Origin of the sequence: Rhizobium sp. P32RR-XVIII, assembly GCF_012641395.1 — a bacterium.
Classification (GTDB): domain Bacteria; phylum Pseudomonadota; class Alphaproteobacteria; order Rhizobiales; family Rhizobiaceae; genus Rhizobium.
This window is the reverse complement of the sequence record NZ_JABAIH010000007.1, coordinates 172,880-189,330: the sequence shown is the minus strand read 5'-3', so window position 1 is coordinate 189,330 and position 16,451 is coordinate 172,880. Positions and strand designations below refer to the sequence as shown.

Genomic DNA, 16,451 nt, shown 5'->3' with positions numbered 1-16,451 from the left:
ATATAGGCGGTTCAAGCCGAGGTCAAAGATTATCGTGAAGTTTGCGAGCTATAACATACAGTACGGCTTCGGTCTTGACGGGATCTATGATCTCAACCGTATCGCCAGGAGCATCGCGGCCGCGGATATCATCGCCCTTCAGGAGGTGACCAGAGGTTTCTCCGAGAACGATTTTGCCGACATGGTGGACGATCTCGCGGCTCTTTTTCCCAACCATTTCTGGGTCTATGGAGCGCCCTGCGACGTGCATGTCGATACCGGCGACGACGGCTTTCCACCGCGCGGGACCCGCTTCCAGTTCGGCAACATGATCCTCTCCCGCTGGCCGGTCCTTTCGACGCGTACCCTGCTTCTGCCGCGCGGCCGCACCGTCACGAAACTCAACCTGCAGCGCGGGGCGATTGAGGCCGTCATTGACACGCCGGACGGCGCGCTCCGCGTCTATTCCGTTCACCTCGATCACGTCTCGGCAGACGAGCGCATCCGTCAACTCGCCTTTTTGAACGAGCGGATCAACGCGTTCCCGTTCGAGGGCGGATCCTTGACGGGTGCTGGCGAGTTCGGAATGGCGGAGCTGCCGCTGCCCGAAGATTACGTCGTCATGGGCGACTTCAATATGGTGCAGGAATCGCCGGAATACTGTTCGCTTGCCGGTACCGCGGACAAGTCTTTTGGCCGGGTTCCGAGGATCGGCACACCTGTCGACGCACTGGCGGTGCTGGAGGCCTATCCGCCCGGGAGCTACAGCTGGATGGACCCGAAGGATCACGACAAACGCATGCATCTCGATTACTGTTTCGTCAGTTGCGGGCTGCAGAGAAGGCTGAAATCCGCTTATGTGGATACGCAGTCGGTGGGTTCCGATCATTTTCCGCTCTGGGTCGAGATCGGCAGGTAGGGGAGACGCCGCAGCAGGGCTGCGGCGTTTCGTGTCTGTTCAAGCAGCCTTCGTGATCTGCAGCGCGCCGGGCTGAAGCACGGTCTCGATATGCGACACCATGGTGTTGCGCGCGAAGCTGTAGACCTCGCTGCACCCGCTCATCCGGAAGCCAAGCTTTTCCTGCAGTCTGAGCGAAGCCGGATTGTCCGCGAACACGCCCGAATGAACTGCTGTCTCCGGCATTCGCCGGGAGAAGCGCTCGAGCATTGCCGCAACGGCCTCGCCCATATAGCCCTGCCGCCAGAAATAGCGGTTCAGCCAATAGCCAAGGTGCCAGCGGCCGTGGCGGAGTTCCAGCGAGACGACACCGATATGGGCATCTTCACCGCTGGTGATCGCCATGTGCCAGTCCGTCAGCGCGCCGGACGTTACCGGGACGAGCCAGTCCAGCGCATCCTGCCGGTCATACGGAGCGGGCACGCGGGCAAGCATGCGGGTGATCGCGAAATCGGAAAGCGATTCCGCGATCGCGTTCGCATCGCTTAGCCGATGCGGGCGAAGCGTCAGCCGGGCCGTGGTGACGACCGGCACGGGGCCGGGCGTCATTGCTTGGGGCTTCAGCCGCTGCAAGGTGGGGGCGCTCATGACAGGCTCCCCCAGCTTCTCAGCGACATCCAGGTCTTCCGGTCGAGCCGGTACCATTCGACCGGCACGTTGCTGCCAAGCGCCAGCGAGGCGGCAAGCCCCGAACCCTGGAACTGGAAACCGCATTTCTGGATGACGCGGCGCGATGCGACGTTGGTCACCCGGCAACGAGCGTCGATCTGATCGACGTTTTCGCGAGTACGGAAGACCATATCGATCAGTGCGTGGCACGCTTCGGTCGTATAACCCTGCCCCCAATAGGGCTCACCCAGCCAGTAGCCGATCTCGACGGTGCGCCCGTCGGCATGCGGCTCGACCCCGCAGCACCCCATGAATGCGCCGTTCTCGGCCTTAGTGATGGCATAGACGCACTTACCAATCTCGCCATTCTTCGTCCGACGCACGAAGTCGGCAGCATCATTGGCAGTATATGGGTGCGGCATACGCGATACCATTGTGGCGACTTTGGCGTTGTTGGCGAGATGGGAAAGGGCGTCGATGTCTTCTTCGTGGGGCGCGCGCATGACGAGCCTTTCCGATAACAAGACAGGGCAATCGGTCCTTAACCGCTCCGGCCTCAGCCGCTCCTTGGGAGACCTCTGGTCTTCCCGGGGTGACCGGGATTGGTCTACCCTTATCAGTTCGCCTTGCATGTTCAGTCCTCCTATGGACAAAGAAAAAGGGGAGATGGCGCCCCATCTCCCCTGTTTTCTGAACTGAACCTGTGCGGTCAGCCGGGTCGATGAGACGCCGGCTGTTTTAGAGCGCTACCGGCTTATTCCGCTGCTTCCGCTTTCGGCATTACAGACACGTACACGCGACCATTGGCCTTCGTTCGGTAGTCCACATTGCCTGCCGTAAGCGCAAAAATGGTGTGGTCCTTGCCGAGGCCGACGTTGGCGCCCGGATGCCACTGCGTACCGCGCTGACGCACGATGATGTTGCCTGCGATGACGGCTTCGCCGCCGAACTTCTTCACGCCAAGGCGCTTGGATTCGGAATCACGACCGTTGCGCGACGAACCGCCAGCTTTTTTGTGTGCCATTGGAGTTCTCCTTTAAACCTTGAGTCCCGAGATCGATTACTTGGCTGCCAGGATGTCCGTGATGCGGACAACCGTGTGATGCTGGCGATGACCGCGCGAGCGCTTCGAGTTCTGACGGCGGCGCTTCTTGAAGGCGATGACCTTCTTGCCACGGTTCTGCTCGACCACTTCGGCCTTTACCGATGCGCCCTTGATGAAGGGAGCCCCGATCGCTGCATCGGCGCCTTCGCCGATTACGAGGACTTCGGTGAATTCAATGGAGTCGCCAGCGGTGGCTTCAAGCTTCTCGATGGTCAGCACGTCGTTGGCTGCCACACGGTACTGCTTACCGCCGGTCTTGATGACTGCGAACATTTTTTGATCCTTTCATGTTCGATCCAGCTCTCCCCGCAAAGCGCAGGTGGCCGTCTTTTTATCAGTCTGACTTAAGCAGGGATTTCAGGGCGATGCCCGGAACTCTGTCTGCCGGTGAAACCCCGCGCGGGCGCGAGGCGGCCAAGGCACGGACTTTTCCACGCCTATTGCGTGAGCGGGATACGCGACTGTCAAAAACGTGTCAAGGCAAAAGGATGAAAAGCTCTGCAGTTTCGTCTTGCCAGCCTTCCTTTTGATCGCTATGAGACACCCCGCGCCGAACAAGCGCCAACCAACGACCGCGGAGAGGTGGCAGAGTGGTTGAATGCACCGCACTCGAAATGCGGCATAGGTGCAAGCCTATCGGGGGTTCGAATCCCCCCCTCTCCGCCAGAAACTCTGTTGATCTCAGATAGATAGTCCTATTTCACCTAGGGTGAATGTGGAACTGTATACGGGCACGATCACGACAATCACGGAGCCACGCTGACGGCGCTCCCGTTCGGGGCCAGATGCTATATTCAGGACCGATTATTTTTTATTGCGGTGTTCGGGGCTCGTAACTTCTCCAACGCCGCAACCTCGAAGCTGCGGCGCTAGGGGCAAGGCAATCCTGTCCAGTTACGATGCGCACGGATCAGGTTGAGCTTTGGTCAAGTTTCAGCGCTGCCGAAATCTCGGCAAGCGTGGCTTTTTCGACATCGCTCACCTTTACGCCGCCAAAACCAAGAAAGCCGCCTTCCTTTGCGGCTTCGGCAACGCTCTCGCTAATCCGGTAGAGCCAGGTCTTAAGCGCGGTGGCGGCCTCTGGCGCCTTGGATGCGACAATATCGCTGGTCTGCCGCAACACGGCAATGCATTTGGTCTTGATTTCATCCGGCTTAGAGCCCTTGAGCTTTTCCTGAAGGCCTTCCCGCGCGGCAGTTATTCCTTCCGAAGTCTCGAAGTCGCTGACGAGTGCGGAGACGAGCGAGTTCGCTCCGGGATCGGTCTTGGCCTGGAGCAGCGCGCGTGCGCTGGCCATTCCTTCTTTCAGCATGCCCCAAAGTCCACTTGGCTCGGCGGCGGTGACGGCAATGCCTGCCACCATCACGCTTTGCAGCAGCAACTTCCATTCGTCGGGCGTAAATGTTGATTTGTCAGCCATCGTCTCCGATCCTCTTTTCTTGCTGTTCATCTGGGGGAAGCGAGCGGATTTCGAACGCCGGCCGTGGCCGGCGATCGATTTCACCTGCGGTCAAGCGGGCAGGGTCGCAAGTTTTGCCCTTAGCGAATCGACTGTGGGCTTTAGAACGTCGGATACGCCGGGGATGGTCAGGATCTTGTCGAATAGCCCGTTAAGTGTCGACATCATTGGCTTGAGCATGCCTGCAAGTGCGGTCTTTTGCTCTGCCGAAAGTTGTCCGATCGTCGCCGCGACCTTGTCAATTTCGCCTTCGGCTGCCTGCAGCTTGGGGAGGGCTGCCTGCGCCGACGGCGCGTCGGTGATGCCGGTGACTGCGGCTTGCAGATTTGTGAGGGTATCCGTGAGCTGTTTGCCCACATCGATATCGCCAACCGTCAGGTTCGGCGTCGGGACCGCGCTTTGCGGGACGGTCTGTTCGGTTGGCCGTGCGAAGATATAATAGAGCGCTGCCAAGATCACGAGCGCCGCAATGAACCAATAAAGCCAGCGACGGGGTGCGGACGCCGACGCGGTGCGCTGGCTGACATTGCTCACAGACGATGCAGTTGCCGCCGCTCGGCCAGCTGCCTGACCTGTCGCCGTTCGCATGGAACCACCGAGCGCACTCAAAAGGCCGGTGCCGCCAAGCATATCGCTGACACCTGAAGGCAAAGCGGAGACAATGTTGTCCTTTTGACTGGCGAGAAGACTGGCAACGCCGTTGGCGCTGAGATCGTTGCCGCCTTGCTGGGCAACACCGCCCATGACAATCGGGGCCAGCATGCCCAGAAGGGAACTGCTCGCGTTCTTGTCAAGGCCAGCGTAGCTGCCGACCGCGTTCGCCAATGCTCCGCTGTCGCCAGCTCCGAACAACGATGACAGGATTTGCGAACCGGTCTGGCCAAGGGACGTCTGGCCATTCGGCGTGAGCATTCCGGCAAGGTTGCCGAGTGCGCCACCCTGCTGTCTCGCAGCGTCGGCGATTTTCTGTGCTCCGCCAGATTGCGCCGCAATGCCGCCAAGACCGGCCAGCAGCGCAGGCACCGCAGCCGCTATCGCACGCTGCGTCTTGGCGGCGTCGAGGCCAAGCGCGCCCGCCAGGCGACCGATCAAATCCGGCGTCAGCAGTTGCATGATGGATGAAACAAGATTGCTGGCCATTGAACTTTCCTCCGCAGCTTCGGATCAGAAACAGCTTAAACGGAAATTTCGCTCGAATCCGGCACTTGACTAAATCCTCCTGCCTCGAACGGAGGGTATTATCTTTTATGCCGGACATATTTCCTGCCGGATGAAAGTATGAAGGAGGCAGCGCAGGCGGCGTAATATTAGCATCTAATGCTATATTTCGCTAGAGAGACGAGTCTATTCTTCGAAAGATTGTGATGGCCTTTGATCAGGTGTGGAGTAATCCTTGGCTCCTCTCTAGAGGCATCCTACGCGTGATCTTCAATATCGATTGGAGATCACATTGGCGAATGTCGGTGATGGTATAAGTTTAGCATAGGCGACTGATATTATCCGTTACATGGATCGTATTCTATAATGCACACTGGATTTTGTTATAAAACTTCCTTATTCAAGAAGAAATGTCACGCGTAACTCTGATGCAAAAATACATTGCCTAAATTCACGGTACGTGTCGGGTTTTTACGTCGGGTTCCGTGTTAAAGTTTACTTTAGGTACCAAGGATCATGCGCAGGTAATTTCCCAGCTTTTGGCATTGATCCTTAATGGAATACTGAAATCAGAAAGGAGGCGAGCAAATGACGATTGCTTATAATTGCCTTCGAAAGGGATTTTGTAGCGTTAACGTTCTATCGTCGTGATGGCCGAGCCAGGGATACGGGGAGCAGCATGAAGTTTCACGAAACGCCTTTGCACGGGGTCTACGTCATCGAACCGGAGCCGCGTGGGGACGAGCGCGGATGGTTTCAGCGCGTGTTCTGCGAACGGGAGATGGGTGACGCCGGTCTCGAAAGCCGCTTCGTACAAGTCAACAATTCGTTCAACGCCGAAGCCGGCACTCTCCGTGGGCTGCACTACCAGCTCCCTCCATCGCCGGAAGTGAAGATCGTCCGGTGCCTTTCCGGGGCGCTATGGGACTGCATCGTTGATCTCCGGCCCGATTCCCCGACATATCTCCGGTGGCATGGAGTTGAGCTGACGGGCGAGAACCGGCTGGCATATTATGTGCCTCGCGGCTTTGCCCATGGGTTTGTGACGCTCAGGCCCAATACCGAGACGTTGTATCTTGCCAGCGGATTCTACGATCCGAAGGCGGAGCGCGGTGTGCGGTGGAACGATCCCAAGTTCAGTATCGCTTGGCCGGTCAAGGGGGCTTTGATCTCGGAAAAAGACTCCAATTGGCCCGACTTCGATGAAGGGTTTCACGGCGTCGAGAGCCTACGCGGCGTCTAGCTCATTGGACGCTTTCGCATGAGCAGCGAGCCTATTAGGGCTTATTTGATCGGCCCTCGGCCAAAAAAATTGCCTGCTGTTTAGCCCTGTAGTCCAAAGGTTTGGCGTCCTTCCGATGGTGCGCCGCAGCATGCCGGGCAGATTCGTTCTTTTTCTTGCCGTCCATCTCCTCTAAGTCTTCTCACATCCGCTGTGGAAGCAAAGGTGATATATGGCAGGTGAAACTGTTCTCGTGGTCGGCGGTGCCGGCTATATCGGCTCTCATACGTGCCTCGATCTGGCAAACAAGGGATACAAACCCGTCGTCTTCGACAATTTCTCGAACGGCCACCGCGAATTCGTAAAATGGGGACCGGCCGAGGAGGGCGATATTCGTGATCGCGTCCGGTTGGACGAAGTGCTCGCAAAGCATAAGCCCGCGGCGATCCTGCATTTTGCGGCGTTGATCGAGGTCGGGGAGTCGGTAAAGGACCCGGTCTCCTTCTACGAGAATAATGTCATCGGCACGCTGACCTTGCTTTCGGCCGCACAGGCGGCGGGTATCAACGCTTTCGTCTTCTCGTCGACGTGCGCGACATACGGGCTGCCCCAGAGCGTGCCGCTCGACGAGACGCACCGGCAGGTGCCGATCAATCCTTACGGACGGACCAAATATATCGTCGAGCAGGCTTTGGCCGATTACGATCAGTATAAAAATCTGCGTTCCGTGATTCTGCGCTACTTCAATGCGGCAGGCGCGGATTTCGAGGGCCGTATCGGAGAATGGCATCAGCCGGAAACGCACGCCATTCCGCTCGCGATCGATGCGGCGCTCGGCCGCCGGCAGGGCTTCAAGGTTTTCGGCAGCGACTATGAGACGCGCGACGGCACCTGCGTGCGCGACTATATCCACGTGCTCGATCTGGCCGATGCCCATGTGCGGGCGGTCGAATATTTGCTGAAAGGCGGAGAGTCCGTTGCGCTGAACCTGGGAACAGGAACGGGGACGACCGTCAAGGAACTCCTCGGCGCGATCGAGGATGTATCGCAGCGGCCTTTCCCGGTTGAATATATCGGGCGCCGGGAAGGCGATTCGCACACGCTGGTCGCCAATAACGACAAGGCTCGCGATGTGCTTGGCTGGGTACCGCAATATGATCTCTCCCGGATCATCCAGTCGGCATGGAACTGGCATTCGAGATCCAATCAGCACTGAGGCTGGCAATTCATGAAGCGGCCGAATGTTCTTCTGATCACCGCGGACCAATGGCGCGGTGATTGCCTTTCGGTGGCTGGCCATGCCTGTGTCAGAACGCCGAACATCGATGCGCTGGCAAAAGAGGGCGTGCTTTTTCGCAATCATTTTGCTGGTGCGGCACCCTGCTCGCCGGCGCGGGCGACGCTCTATACCGGCCTTTACCAGATGAACCACCGCGTTTGCCGGAACGGTTCGCCGCTTGATCGTCGCTTCGACAACCTGGCGCTCGCGGCACGACGTGTCGGCTATGATCCAACCCTGTTCGGCTACACGGATACCGCGCCCGATCCGCGCGGGCTGGATAGAAACGACCCGCATCTGACGACCTATGAAGGCTTGTTGCCGGGATTCACGGCGCGCCAGCTCCTGCCTGAGCATGAGAAGCAGTGGCTTTCGTGGCTCAGGACGCGCGGGCACGCCGACGCGATCAGCCGGGATATTCATGTCCCGGCAGGTGCAGCACCTGGTGAGATTTCGGCGGAGACGACCGTCTATTCCAGGGATGAAACGCAGACCGCGTTCTTGACCGGTGAATTCATACGCTGGCTGGGCGAACAGGATGCGCCATGGTTCGCACATGTCTCCTTCCTGCGGCCGCATCCGCCATTTTCCGGGCCCGAGCCCTATGCCACCATGTTCAATCCCGGCGACGGGCCGCAATTTGCGCGGGCGACGAGCCATGAGGCGGAACAGGCGCTGCACCCCTATCTCGCCTATGCGATGCCGAAGAACGGCAAGGGCAGCTTTATCCATGGCGCCGAAGGCCAGGTCAGCGACTGGCGGGCGGAGGACTTCGCCGCGATCAGGGCGATCTACTACGGGATGATCGCCGAGGTGGATGCGCAGCTCGGCCGGATTTGGCAGGCGCTGAAGGATCACCGTGCCTGGGACGACACGATCGTCATCTTCACCTCCGATCATGCCGAGATGATGGGCGATCACTGGACGCTCGGCAAAGGCGGTTTTTTCGATGGCAGCTATCACATTCCGCTGGTGATCCGCGATCCCAAGGGGCCGATGAAAGGCCATGTTGTCGAGCGCTTCACGAGTGCCGCGGATATCTTTCCAACGCTTTGCGACAGCTTGGCGGTTGAGGCGGAAAACGATCTCGACGGCCGCTCATTGCGGCCGTTCATCGACCGCGGCGATGCCGATGAATGGCGCGATGCGGCATTCTGGGAGTTCGATTTCCGCGATATTGCTCATGGCGAGGCCGAGAGCCATTTCGGTTTGATGTCGAACCAGTGCAATCTCGCCGTCATCCGCGATCAGCGGTTCAAATATGTCCATTTCACCGGCTTGCCGTCTCTGCTCTTCGATCTTGAGGCCGATCCGATGGAGCTCAACAATCTCGCTGGCAATCGCGAATACTTGGCAACGCGCCTGGACTATGCCGAGAAGCTGCTTTCGCTTCGGGCACGGCATCTCGATCAGACGCTTGCCTATACGGAGCTGACGGAAAAAGGGCCGGTTACGCGCCGGCCCTGATAAGGTTACGAGAGGCGCCCAAGATAGTCCATCTTGCCGACCGGCACGCCTTGATTGCGCAGGATGGCATGTGCCGTCGCCACGTGAAAATAGAAGTTCGGCAGCGCAAAGGTCGTGACGTATTCATCGCCGCGGAAGGTGATCTTGTTGCCGCCGGGGGCAATTGTCACTTCATTCGCTTCGGTGCCGTCGAGCGCTTCAGGCGCGATAGAAGCGAGGTAGGCTTCCGTCTTATCAAGGCGTTCGCGAAGCTCGGCGATCGTCGTTTCGTTGTCTTCAAATTTCGGTGCTTCGGTCTTGGTCAGCCGGGCGACCGCAAGCTTGGCACTGTCGGTCGCGCGCTGATACTGGCCGGATAGCGGCAGCATATCGGGTGCCAATCTGGCGCCGACAAGTTCGTTCGGATCGATCCCCTTGTCTTTTGCATAGGTTTCGGTCTTGTCGAGGTAGTTTCTCAGCGTGGCAAGCCCGCGCTGAAAGACAGGAACGGTGAGGCGGTACATGGACATAGATCTCTCCTGAGGCAAAATGATTTGCGGTTGCGGTGAGCATTTAGGCGTTCGTTATGACGATTTCATCGGCTCGACGGCCGCGCTCATTCAAATTCCTGCGGAGCTCGACGGTGCCCGCAAATCAGCGAGAGCGCGTCTTCAGTGCCCGGTTTTTCGCCATCAGCCCAAAGTCTTTTATCCATCAAATAATTTTCAAAGAGGGGGCTGGCTAATTCCGCCAGCTTTTCTATTCTGCCCGCTTGTTATTTGCCCGGAAGGGCAGAGCAGGAAGACAGATGCAGTTCGTATTCGATGGCCACAATGACGTTCTTCTCAGGCTTTGGACACATGAAAGGGATGGCGGCGACCCAATCGCCGAATTTCTGAACGGGACGACATCGGGCCATATCGACGGACCTCGCGCCAGGCAGGGCGGCCTCGCAGGCGGCCTCTGCGCCATCTATGTGCCCTCGGGCGATCTTGTCTTCGCCGACCCGGATCAGAACGGGCACTATGTAACGCCGATGGCCGCACCCCTCGACCGTCTGCCGTCGCTGGGCATCGCGACCGAGATGGCGGCGATCGCGCTCCGCCTCGACAAGGCGGGCGCATGGCGGCTATGCCGGACAGTCAAGGACATTCGCAGCGCCATGGAGAGCGGTGTTTTTGCGGCCGTCATGCATATGGAAGGCTGCGAGGCAATCGGGCCCGATCTTGCGGCCCTCGAAGTGTTTTATGCGGCGGGGCTGCGGTCGCTCGGACCGGTCTGGAGCCGGCATAATATTTTCGGACATGGCGTGCCTTTCGCCTTTCCGATGTCGCCGGATACGGCGCCAGGGCTGACAGGTGCCGGTTTCGATCTGGTGCGCGAATGCAACCGCCTTGGCATCATGATCGATCTATCCCACATCACCGAGAAGGGCTTCTGGGACGTTGCGAGGACGACGGATCAGCCGCTCGTCGCCACGCATTCGAACGCGCACGCCCTGACGCCGGTCGCGCGCAATCTGACCGACAAGCAGCTGGATGCAATCAGAGAGGGCAACGGTCTCGTCGGTCTCAATTATGCGACGGCAATGTTGAGGGCCGACGGCCGCTCGGACGCTGAGACGCCGCTCTCCGATATGATCCGCCATATCGACTATCTCGTCGATCGAGTCGGGATCGATTGCGTTGCGCTCGGCTCCGACTTCGACGGCGCCACCATTCCGGAGGAAATCGGTGATTCGGCTGGCAACCAGAAGCTGATTGCTGCTCTCCGGGACGTTGGATATGGTGAGGAAAATCTAAGAAAGCTCGCCAGCGAGAACTGGCTTCGGATCCTGGCTTCGGCGTGGAAAGAGAAGAACGCCTGAGCCAAATACTGCTTTATAATCAATCAAGAACAGGGGAACAGACCGATGATGGTTACCAAACTCAGCCGCAACTTTCGTGCTCTTTCCGCAGGGGCGGCGCTTTCGCTTCTCATGCTGACGGCGCCCGCTGCCTTCGCGGAGACGCCAAAGGACACCGTCGTCGAAGGCTTTGCCTTCGACGACATCATCACCATGGATCCAGGCGAGGCTTTCGAGATTTCGACGGCCGAAATGACGAGCAACACCTATAGTCTTCTCGTCCGGCTCGACATGAAAGACACGTCGAAGGTCGTCGGCGATCTCGCGGAGAGCTGGAGCGTCTCCGACGATGGTCTCACCTACACGTTCAAGCTGAAGCCCGGTTTGAAGTTCGCTTCCGGCAACCCAATCACGGCCGAGGATGTTGCCTGGTCCTTCGAGCGTGCTGTCAAGCTGGACAAGAGCCCGGCCTTCATTCTCACGCAATTCGGCTTGACGGGAGACAACGTCACCGAGAAGGCGAAGGCGGCGGATGAAAACACCTTCGTCTTCACCGTTGACAAGCCCTATGCACCGAGCTTCGTGCTGAACTGCCTGACGGCAACGGTTGCCTCCGTCGTCGACAAGAAGCTCGTCATGGATCACGTGAAGTCCGTCACCGTCGATGCCGATCACAAGTACGACAACGACTTCGGCAATGAATGGCTGAAGACCGGCTACGCCGGCTCTGGTGCCTACAAGCTCCGCGAATGGCGTGCCAACGAGGTCGTGGTGCTGGAGCGCAACGACAATTACTATGGCGACAAGCCGAAGCCGAATCGTGTCATCTATCGCTACATGAAGGAAAGCTCGGCGCAGCGCCTGGCGCTCGAGGCCGGCGACATCGACATCGCCCGCAACCTTGAGCCGGGCGACTTCGACGCCGTCTCGAAGAACGCCGATCTGGCGACCACAAGCGCGCCAAAGAGCACGATCTACTACGTCAGCCTCAACCTGAAGAACGAGAACCTGAAGAAGCCGGAAGTGCAGCAGGCCTTCAAATATCTCGTCGATTATGACGCCATCGGCTCGACCCTCATCAAAGGCATCGGCGAAATCCACCAGACCTTCCTGCCGAAGGGCCAGCTCGGTGCGCTTGACGAAAATCCGTTCAAGCTCGACGTCGCCAAGGCAAAGGAACTGCTGGCGAAGGCCGGTCTTCCGGATGGCTTCTCCGTCACTATGGATGTTCGCAACACGCAGCCGGTAACCGGCATTGCCGAATCCATGCAGCAGACCCTCGGACAGGCCGGCGTAAAGCTGGAAATCATTCCGGGCGACGGCAAGCAGACGCTCACGAAGTTTCGCGCCCGCACGCACGATATGTATATCGGCCAGTGGGGCTCGGACTATTTTGATCCGAATTCGAATGCCGATACCTTCACGGCGAACCCGGACAATTCGGACGCCGGCACCAACAAGACGCTCGCATGGCGCAATACCTTTGAAGCGCCGGAACTCGACAAGGAAGCCAAGGCTGCTCTGCTCGAGCGCGACAGTGCCAAGCGTGCTGCAATGTACCAGGACATCGAGAAGAAGTACCTGGAAAACAGCCCCTTCGTCTTTATCTTCCAGCAGATCGAAGTGGCCGGTTACCGCAAGAACCTGAAGAACTTCAAGCTGGGTCCGAGCTTCGACACCAACTACGTCGGCCCGATCGCCAAGGAATAATCCGGTAGGATTGGTTCATTGAGCATTGTCGAAACCAAAATGGAGGCGCGGCCCGCAAAGGGCCGGGCCGTTCCTCTTGCGAAAGCAATCGGGCGTTTCCTGATTGCTGCCGTGACGACCTATCTTGGACTTCTGGCCGTCACCTTTTTCATTGGCCGCGTGGTGCCGATCGATCCGGTTCTCGCGATCCTTGGCGACCGGGCGCCGACGCACGTCGTCGAGCGGGTGCGGGAAGAGATGGGTTTCAACCTCCCGCTCTACCAGCAATTCTTCATCTATCTGAAGGGGATTCTTTCCGGCGACTTCGGCAATTCGGTATTGACCACGAACCCGGTGATGACCGACATCCGGCGCGTGTTTCCGGCGACGATCGAACTGGCTACGCTCGGTACGCTGATCGGCGCGGCGATCGGCATTCCGCTCGGCGTGCTGGCGGCTGTCCGGCGCGGCAGCATCGCTGACCAGGTCGTGCGTGTCATAGGCCTGATCGGCTATTCGGTTCCGATCTTCTGGCTGGCGCTGATCTCGCTTGTCGTCTTCTATGCGAAGCTCAGATGGGTCGCTTTTCCGGGCCGTATCGACATCGTCTATGAATATAGCTTCACCCCGGTGACCGGCTTCTACCTGATCGACAGCGCAATGCAGGGGCAATGGGACGTCTTCTACGATGTGTTTCGCCACATCGTCCTGCCTGCCTCGCTGCTCGGCTATTTCTCGCTCGCCTATATCAGCCGCATGACCCGCAGCTTCATGCTGAACGAACTCGGCCAGGAATATGTCGTGGCCGCGCGCGCCAAGGGCCTTTCGGAGACCCGGGTGATCTGGGGCCATGCATTGCGGAACGCAGCCGTGCCGCTTGTCACCGTGATCGCGCTTTCCTACGCCGGCCTTCTCGAAGGCTCGGTGCTGACGGAAACGGTGTTCTCGTGGCCGGGCATCGGACTTTACATCACCAATTCGCTCCAGAATGCGGACATGAATGCGGTCCTGGGCGGTACGATCGTCATCGGCACCGTTTTCATCACCATCAACCTGTTGTCCGATCTTCTCTACCGCACGCTCGATCCAAGGACGCGAAGCCAATGACGGTTCCAGCAAGTCAGACGGCGCCGATGACCCGCCGCGAATGGTTGCTATCCGATCGCCCGCAATCGCGTATGCAGGCCCGTCTCGGACGCGCCTATGTGACATGGCGCCAGTTCGCCGCCAACAGGCTGGCCGTCGTCGGCCTGGCGATCATCATCGCACTGCTTCTGATTGCGGCCCTCGCCGGTGTGATTGCAACACACTCACCGGTCGTCGGCGATCTGAAGAATGCGCGGCTCCTGCCGCCTGGAACCGGCGAGTACCTTCTCGGCACGGATGATCAGGGCCGCGACATCTTCTCACGCCTGATCTATGGATCGCGGCTGACGCTGTTTGTCGTGGTGCTGGTCGCGATCATCTCGGCACCCATCGGGCTGATTGTCGGCACCGTTTCCGGCTATGCTGGGGGCTGGGTCGATGCCGTGCTGATGCGCATCACCGATATCTTCCTGGCCTTCCCCAAGCTGGTGTTGGCGCTTGCCTTCGTTGCTGCGCTTGGTCCGGGCATCCAGAATGCGATCATCGCAATCGCGATCACCTCCTGGCCGCCCTACGCCCGAATTGCCCGTGCCGAAACCCTGACGGTACGGCGTTCCGACTACATCTCGGCGGTCAAGCTGATGGGCGCCTCGCCGATCCGCATCATCATCCGTCACGTGATGCCGCTCTGCATCTCGTCGCTGATCGTGCGTGTGACACTCGATATGGCCGGCATCATTCTGACCGCAGCCGGTCTCGGCTTCCTTGGTCTCGGCGCGCAGCCGCCGCTGCCGGAATGGGGGGCGATGATCGCCTCGGGTCGCCGCTTCATCCTCGATCAATGGTGGGTAGCAGGCATGCCGGGTATTGCAATTCTCATCGTCAGCCTGGGTTTCAACCTACTCGGCGACGGTTTGCGCGATGCGCTCGACCCCAAGGAGAGCGGCCAATGACGGATTTGCTGACGGTCGGGAACCTGAGGGTCAGCTACCCAACGCGCACGGGTGTGATCGAAGCCGTTCGCGGCGTGTCCTTTACCCTCGGCAAGGAGCGCCTCGGCATCGTCGGGGAGTCTGGATCCGGCAAATCGCAGACCGGCCGTGCAATCATGGGGCTTACGCCCAAGCACGCCATCGTCACGGCGGACAAGCTCGTCTTCGACGGCATTGATCTGCTTTCAGCCTCGGCGAAAGAACGGCGGCTCCTGCGCGGCAAGCGCATCGCCATGGTGCTGCAGGATCCGAAATATTCGCTCGATCCGGTGATGTCGATCGGCCGGCAGATTTCCGAGACTCTGAGAACGCATGAGAAGGTCAGCAAGGCGGAGGCGACCGAGCGGGCGCTTGCCATGCTGGAGGCTGTACAGATCCGCGATCCGAAGCGCGTCTTCGATCTCTATCCGCATGAGGTCTCGGGCGGGATGGGCCAGCGAGCGATGATCGCCATGATGCTGATCGCCGGGCCGGATCTGCTGATCGCAGACGAGCCGACCTCGGCGCTCGATGTCACCGTGCAGCTCGACGTTCTCAAGATCATGGACAAGCTCGTTTCAGAGCGCGGCATGGGACTGATATTCGTGTCCCACGACCTGCGGCTTGTTTCGTCGTTCTGCGACCGCGTCATTGTGATGTATGCGGGAAAGATCGTTGAAGAACTGAGAGCTTCGGACCTCAAGAATGCGCAGCATCCCTATACGCGAGGGCTTTTGAACTGCATGCCGCAAATCGGGGAAGATCGCCATCCGCTGCCGGTGCTCGATCGCAAACCGGAGTGGGCTCAATGAGCGCTACGCTTTCGGTCGAAAATGTCAGTGTCGCCTACGACGATTTTCTGGCGCTGAAAGATGCCAGCATCGCCGTGGCTCAGGGCGAGTCCTTCGGCCTGGTTGGCGAATCAGGGTCCGGGAAATCGACCTTGCTTCGTGCGGTGGCGGGTCTTGCTCCTGTCACCGGCGGCACTATTCGTATTCATGGCGAGTCGCTGCATGGTTCAAAACGCAGCAAGGCCTTCTACAGAAATGTCCAGATGGTGTTTCAGGACCCTTATGGTTCCTTGCATCCGCGGCAGACGATCGACCGCTTGCTGATCGAGCCCTTGGCAATTCACGGCATCAGAGACAGCGACAAGCGTATCGCACGCGCGCTCGATGAGGTTGGGCTCGGAAACGGCTTCCGCTTTCGCTATCCACACCAGCTCTCCGGCGGACAGCGGCAGCGCGTGGCAATTGCCCGGGCGCTGATCGTCGAGCCGTCGATCCTGTTGCTGGACGAGCCGACATCGGCGCTTGACGCTTCGGTGCAGGCGGAAGTGCTCAATCTCCTGGAGCAGATCAGACGCGACCGCAAGCTGACCTTCGTAATGGTAAGCCACGATCTCGGTGTCGTTACTCATATGTGCGAAAGGCTTGCCGTGATGCGCAACGGCGCGGTCGTGGAACGGCTGACCTCCGGCCAACTCGCCAATGCGGATGTTCAAGAAGACTACACGCGAAATTTAATGATCGCGAGCAAAGGCTTCGTCAAAGCCTGAAACCCAGCTTTTATCAAGTATCTGAAATGCCTGGATGTGCCTGTGTGTTAAGGTTAAATGCTGGTTAAAAGACGACCATTCGGCTA

At 58.9% G+C, this 16,451-nt stretch carries 17 protein-coding genes and 1 tRNA gene; 11 read left to right on the top strand and 7 right to left on the bottom strand.

Going from position 1 to position 16,451, the window contains the following annotated elements:
• The first annotated feature begins 34 nt into the window (after nt 1-34).
• On the top strand, nt 35-898 hold the full coding sequence (locus HGP14_RS20945) for an endonuclease/exonuclease/phosphatase family protein (protein WP_168831809.1): 864 nt from the start codon (nt 35-37) through the stop codon (nt 896-898).
• Nucleotides 899-937: 39 nt separating this feature from the next.
• On the opposite strand, the gene HGP14_RS20940 is transcribed toward HGP14_RS20945, so the two are convergent.
• The 4 genes from HGP14_RS20940 to rplU all read right to left on the bottom strand — a co-directional run bounded on the left by HGP14_RS20940 (nt 938) and on the right by rplU (nt 2,924).
• Nucleotides 938-1,525, bottom strand: a complete 588-nt coding sequence (locus HGP14_RS20940; protein WP_409527091.1) for a GNAT family N-acetyltransferase — start codon at nt 1,523-1,525, stop codon at nt 938-940.
• Nucleotides 1,522-2,178, bottom strand: coding sequence for a GNAT family N-acetyltransferase (locus tag HGP14_RS20935; RefSeq protein ID WP_168831808.1), 657 nt, complete (start codon nt 2,176-2,178; stop codon nt 1,522-1,524). The genes HGP14_RS20940 and HGP14_RS20935 overlap by 4 nt, the downstream gene beginning before the upstream one ends.
• A gap of 122 nt (nt 2,179-2,300) precedes the next feature.
• A complete protein-coding gene (gene rpmA, locus HGP14_RS20930) occupies nt 2,301-2,570 on the bottom strand; it encodes a 50S ribosomal protein L27 (RefSeq protein ID WP_022717527.1) in 270 nt (89 codons plus the stop codon).
• 36 nt (nt 2,571-2,606) lie between these two features.
• Complete coding sequence (gene rplU / locus HGP14_RS20925) at nt 2,607-2,924, bottom strand: 50S ribosomal protein L21 (RefSeq protein WP_168831807.1); 318 nt, start codon at nt 2,922-2,924, stop codon at nt 2,607-2,609.
• 303 nt (nt 2,925-3,227) lie between these two features.
• Here rplU and HGP14_RS20920 point away from each other — a divergent pair.
• A tRNA-Ser gene (locus HGP14_RS20920) sits at nt 3,228-3,317 on the top strand.
• Between the two features lie 244 nt (nt 3,318-3,561).
• Here HGP14_RS20920 and HGP14_RS20915 read toward each other — a convergent pair.
• Both HGP14_RS20915 and HGP14_RS20910 read right to left on the bottom strand, forming a co-directional pair.
• Nucleotides 3,562-4,071: a hypothetical protein gene (locus HGP14_RS20915; protein WP_168831806.1), complete on the bottom strand. Its 510-nt coding sequence runs from the start codon at nt 4,069-4,071 to the stop codon at nt 3,562-3,564.
• Nucleotides 4,072-4,161: 90 nt separating this feature from the next.
• On the bottom strand, nt 4,162-5,250 hold the full coding sequence (locus HGP14_RS20910) for a DUF937 domain-containing protein (RefSeq protein ID WP_168831805.1): 1,089 nt from the start codon (nt 5,248-5,250) through the stop codon (nt 4,162-4,164).
• A 697-nt stretch (nt 5,251-5,947) separates the two neighbouring features.
• Here HGP14_RS20910 and rfbC point away from each other — a divergent pair.
• The 3 genes from rfbC (at nt 5,948) to HGP14_RS20895 (ending at nt 9,236) form a co-directional block, all read left to right on the top strand.
• Complete coding sequence (gene rfbC, locus HGP14_RS20905) at nt 5,948-6,511, top strand: dTDP-4-dehydrorhamnose 3,5-epimerase (RefSeq protein WP_168831804.1); 564 nt, start codon at nt 5,948-5,950, stop codon at nt 6,509-6,511.
• 211 nt (nt 6,512-6,722) lie between these two features.
• Nucleotides 6,723-7,706, top strand: a complete 984-nt coding sequence (galE, locus tag HGP14_RS20900; protein WP_168831803.1) for a UDP-glucose 4-epimerase GalE — start codon at nt 6,723-6,725, stop codon at nt 7,704-7,706.
• Nucleotides 7,707-7,718: 12 nt separating this feature from the next.
• Nucleotides 7,719-9,236: an alkaline phosphatase family protein gene (locus tag HGP14_RS20895; protein WP_168831802.1), complete on the top strand. Its 1,518-nt coding sequence runs from the start codon at nt 7,719-7,721 to the stop codon at nt 9,234-9,236.
• Nucleotides 9,237-9,241: 5 nt separating this feature from the next.
• Here the strand turns inward: HGP14_RS20895 and HGP14_RS20890 are convergent, their stop codons facing one another.
• Nucleotides 9,242-9,745, bottom strand: coding sequence for a DUF1993 family protein (locus HGP14_RS20890; RefSeq protein WP_168831801.1), 504 nt, complete (start codon nt 9,743-9,745; stop codon nt 9,242-9,244).
• Nucleotides 9,746-10,023: 278 nt separating this feature from the next.
• Here HGP14_RS20890 and HGP14_RS20885 point away from each other — a divergent pair, with 278 nt between their 5' ends.
• Genes HGP14_RS20885 through HGP14_RS20860 form a run of 6 tightly spaced genes read left to right on the top strand, consistent with a single transcriptional unit; the run spans nt 10,024 to nt 16,365 of the window.
• Nucleotides 10,024-11,082 (top strand): dipeptidase, encoded by a 1,059-nt coding sequence (locus tag HGP14_RS20885; RefSeq protein ID WP_168831800.1) that lies wholly within the window; start codon nt 10,024-10,026, stop codon nt 11,080-11,082.
• Nucleotides 11,083-11,127: 45 nt separating this feature from the next.
• Nucleotides 11,128-12,771 (top strand): ABC transporter substrate-binding protein, encoded by a 1,644-nt coding sequence (locus tag HGP14_RS20880; protein ID WP_168831799.1) that lies wholly within the window; start codon nt 11,128-11,130, stop codon nt 12,769-12,771.
• 18 nt (nt 12,772-12,789) lie between these two features.
• Entirely contained in the window at nt 12,790-13,857 is a 1,068-nt protein-coding gene (locus HGP14_RS20875; protein WP_205927257.1) for an ABC transporter permease, read from the top strand.
• Nucleotides 13,854-14,789: an ABC transporter permease gene (locus HGP14_RS20870; RefSeq protein WP_168831798.1), complete on the top strand. Its 936-nt coding sequence runs from the start codon at nt 13,854-13,856 to the stop codon at nt 14,787-14,789. Before HGP14_RS20875 ends, HGP14_RS20870 begins: the two co-directional genes overlap by 4 nt.
• Nucleotides 14,786-15,619, top strand: coding sequence for an ABC transporter ATP-binding protein (locus HGP14_RS20865; protein WP_168831797.1), 834 nt, complete (start codon nt 14,786-14,788; stop codon nt 15,617-15,619). The genes HGP14_RS20870 and HGP14_RS20865 overlap by 4 nt, the downstream gene beginning before the upstream one ends.
• Nucleotides 15,616-16,365: an ABC transporter ATP-binding protein gene (locus HGP14_RS20860; RefSeq protein ID WP_168831796.1), complete on the top strand. Its 750-nt coding sequence runs from the start codon at nt 15,616-15,618 to the stop codon at nt 16,363-16,365. The genes HGP14_RS20865 and HGP14_RS20860 overlap by 4 nt, the downstream gene beginning before the upstream one ends.
• The last annotated feature ends 86 nt before the right edge of the window (nt 16,366-16,451 follow it).

Excerpts from the sequence above, each read along its gene's own strand:
- HGP14_RS20860 (WP_168831796.1), top strand. The coding sequence starts at position 15,616 with ATGAGCGCTACGCTTTCGGTCGAAAATGTCAGTGTCGCCTACGACGAT.
- HGP14_RS20880 (WP_168831799.1), top strand. The coding sequence starts at position 11,128 with ATGATGGTTACCAAACTCAGCCGCAACTTTCGTGCTCTTTCCGCAGGG.
- HGP14_RS20885 (WP_168831800.1), top strand. The coding sequence starts at position 10,024 with ATGCAGTTCGTATTCGATGGCCACAATGACGTTCTTCTCAGGCTTTGG.
- HGP14_RS20895 (WP_168831802.1), top strand. The coding sequence starts at position 7,719 with ATGAAGCGGCCGAATGTTCTTCTGATCACCGCGGACCAATGGCGCGGT.
- HGP14_RS20870 (WP_168831798.1), top strand. The coding sequence starts at position 13,854 with ATGACGGTTCCAGCAAGTCAGACGGCGCCGATGACCCGCCGCGAATGG.
- HGP14_RS20915 (WP_168831806.1), bottom strand. The coding sequence starts at position 4,071 with ATGGCTGACAAATCAACATTTACGCCCGACGAATGGAAGTTGCTGCTG.
- HGP14_RS20890 (WP_168831801.1), bottom strand. The coding sequence starts at position 9,745 with ATGTCCATGTACCGCCTCACCGTTCCTGTCTTTCAGCGCGGGCTTGCC.
- rfbC (WP_168831804.1), top strand. The coding sequence starts at position 5,948 with ATGAAGTTTCACGAAACGCCTTTGCACGGGGTCTACGTCATCGAACCG.
- rplU (WP_168831807.1), bottom strand. The coding sequence starts at position 2,924 with ATGTTCGCAGTCATCAAGACCGGCGGTAAGCAGTACCGTGTGGCAGCC.
- HGP14_RS20940 (WP_409527091.1), bottom strand. The coding sequence starts at position 1,525 with ATGAGCGCCCCCACCTTGCAGCGGCTGAAGCCCCAAGCAATGACGCCC.
- rpmA (WP_022717527.1), bottom strand. The coding sequence starts at position 2,570 with ATGGCACACAAAAAAGCTGGCGGTTCGTCGCGCAACGGTCGTGATTCC.
- galE (WP_168831803.1), top strand. The coding sequence starts at position 6,723 with ATGGCAGGTGAAACTGTTCTCGTGGTCGGCGGTGCCGGCTATATCGGC.
- HGP14_RS20865 (WP_168831797.1), top strand. The coding sequence starts at position 14,786 with ATGACGGATTTGCTGACGGTCGGGAACCTGAGGGTCAGCTACCCAACG.
- HGP14_RS20935 (WP_168831808.1), bottom strand. The coding sequence starts at position 2,178 with ATGCAAGGCGAACTGATAAGGGTAGACCAATCCCGGTCACCCCGGGAA.
- HGP14_RS20910 (WP_168831805.1), bottom strand. The coding sequence starts at position 5,250 with ATGGCCAGCAATCTTGTTTCATCCATCATGCAACTGCTGACGCCGGAT.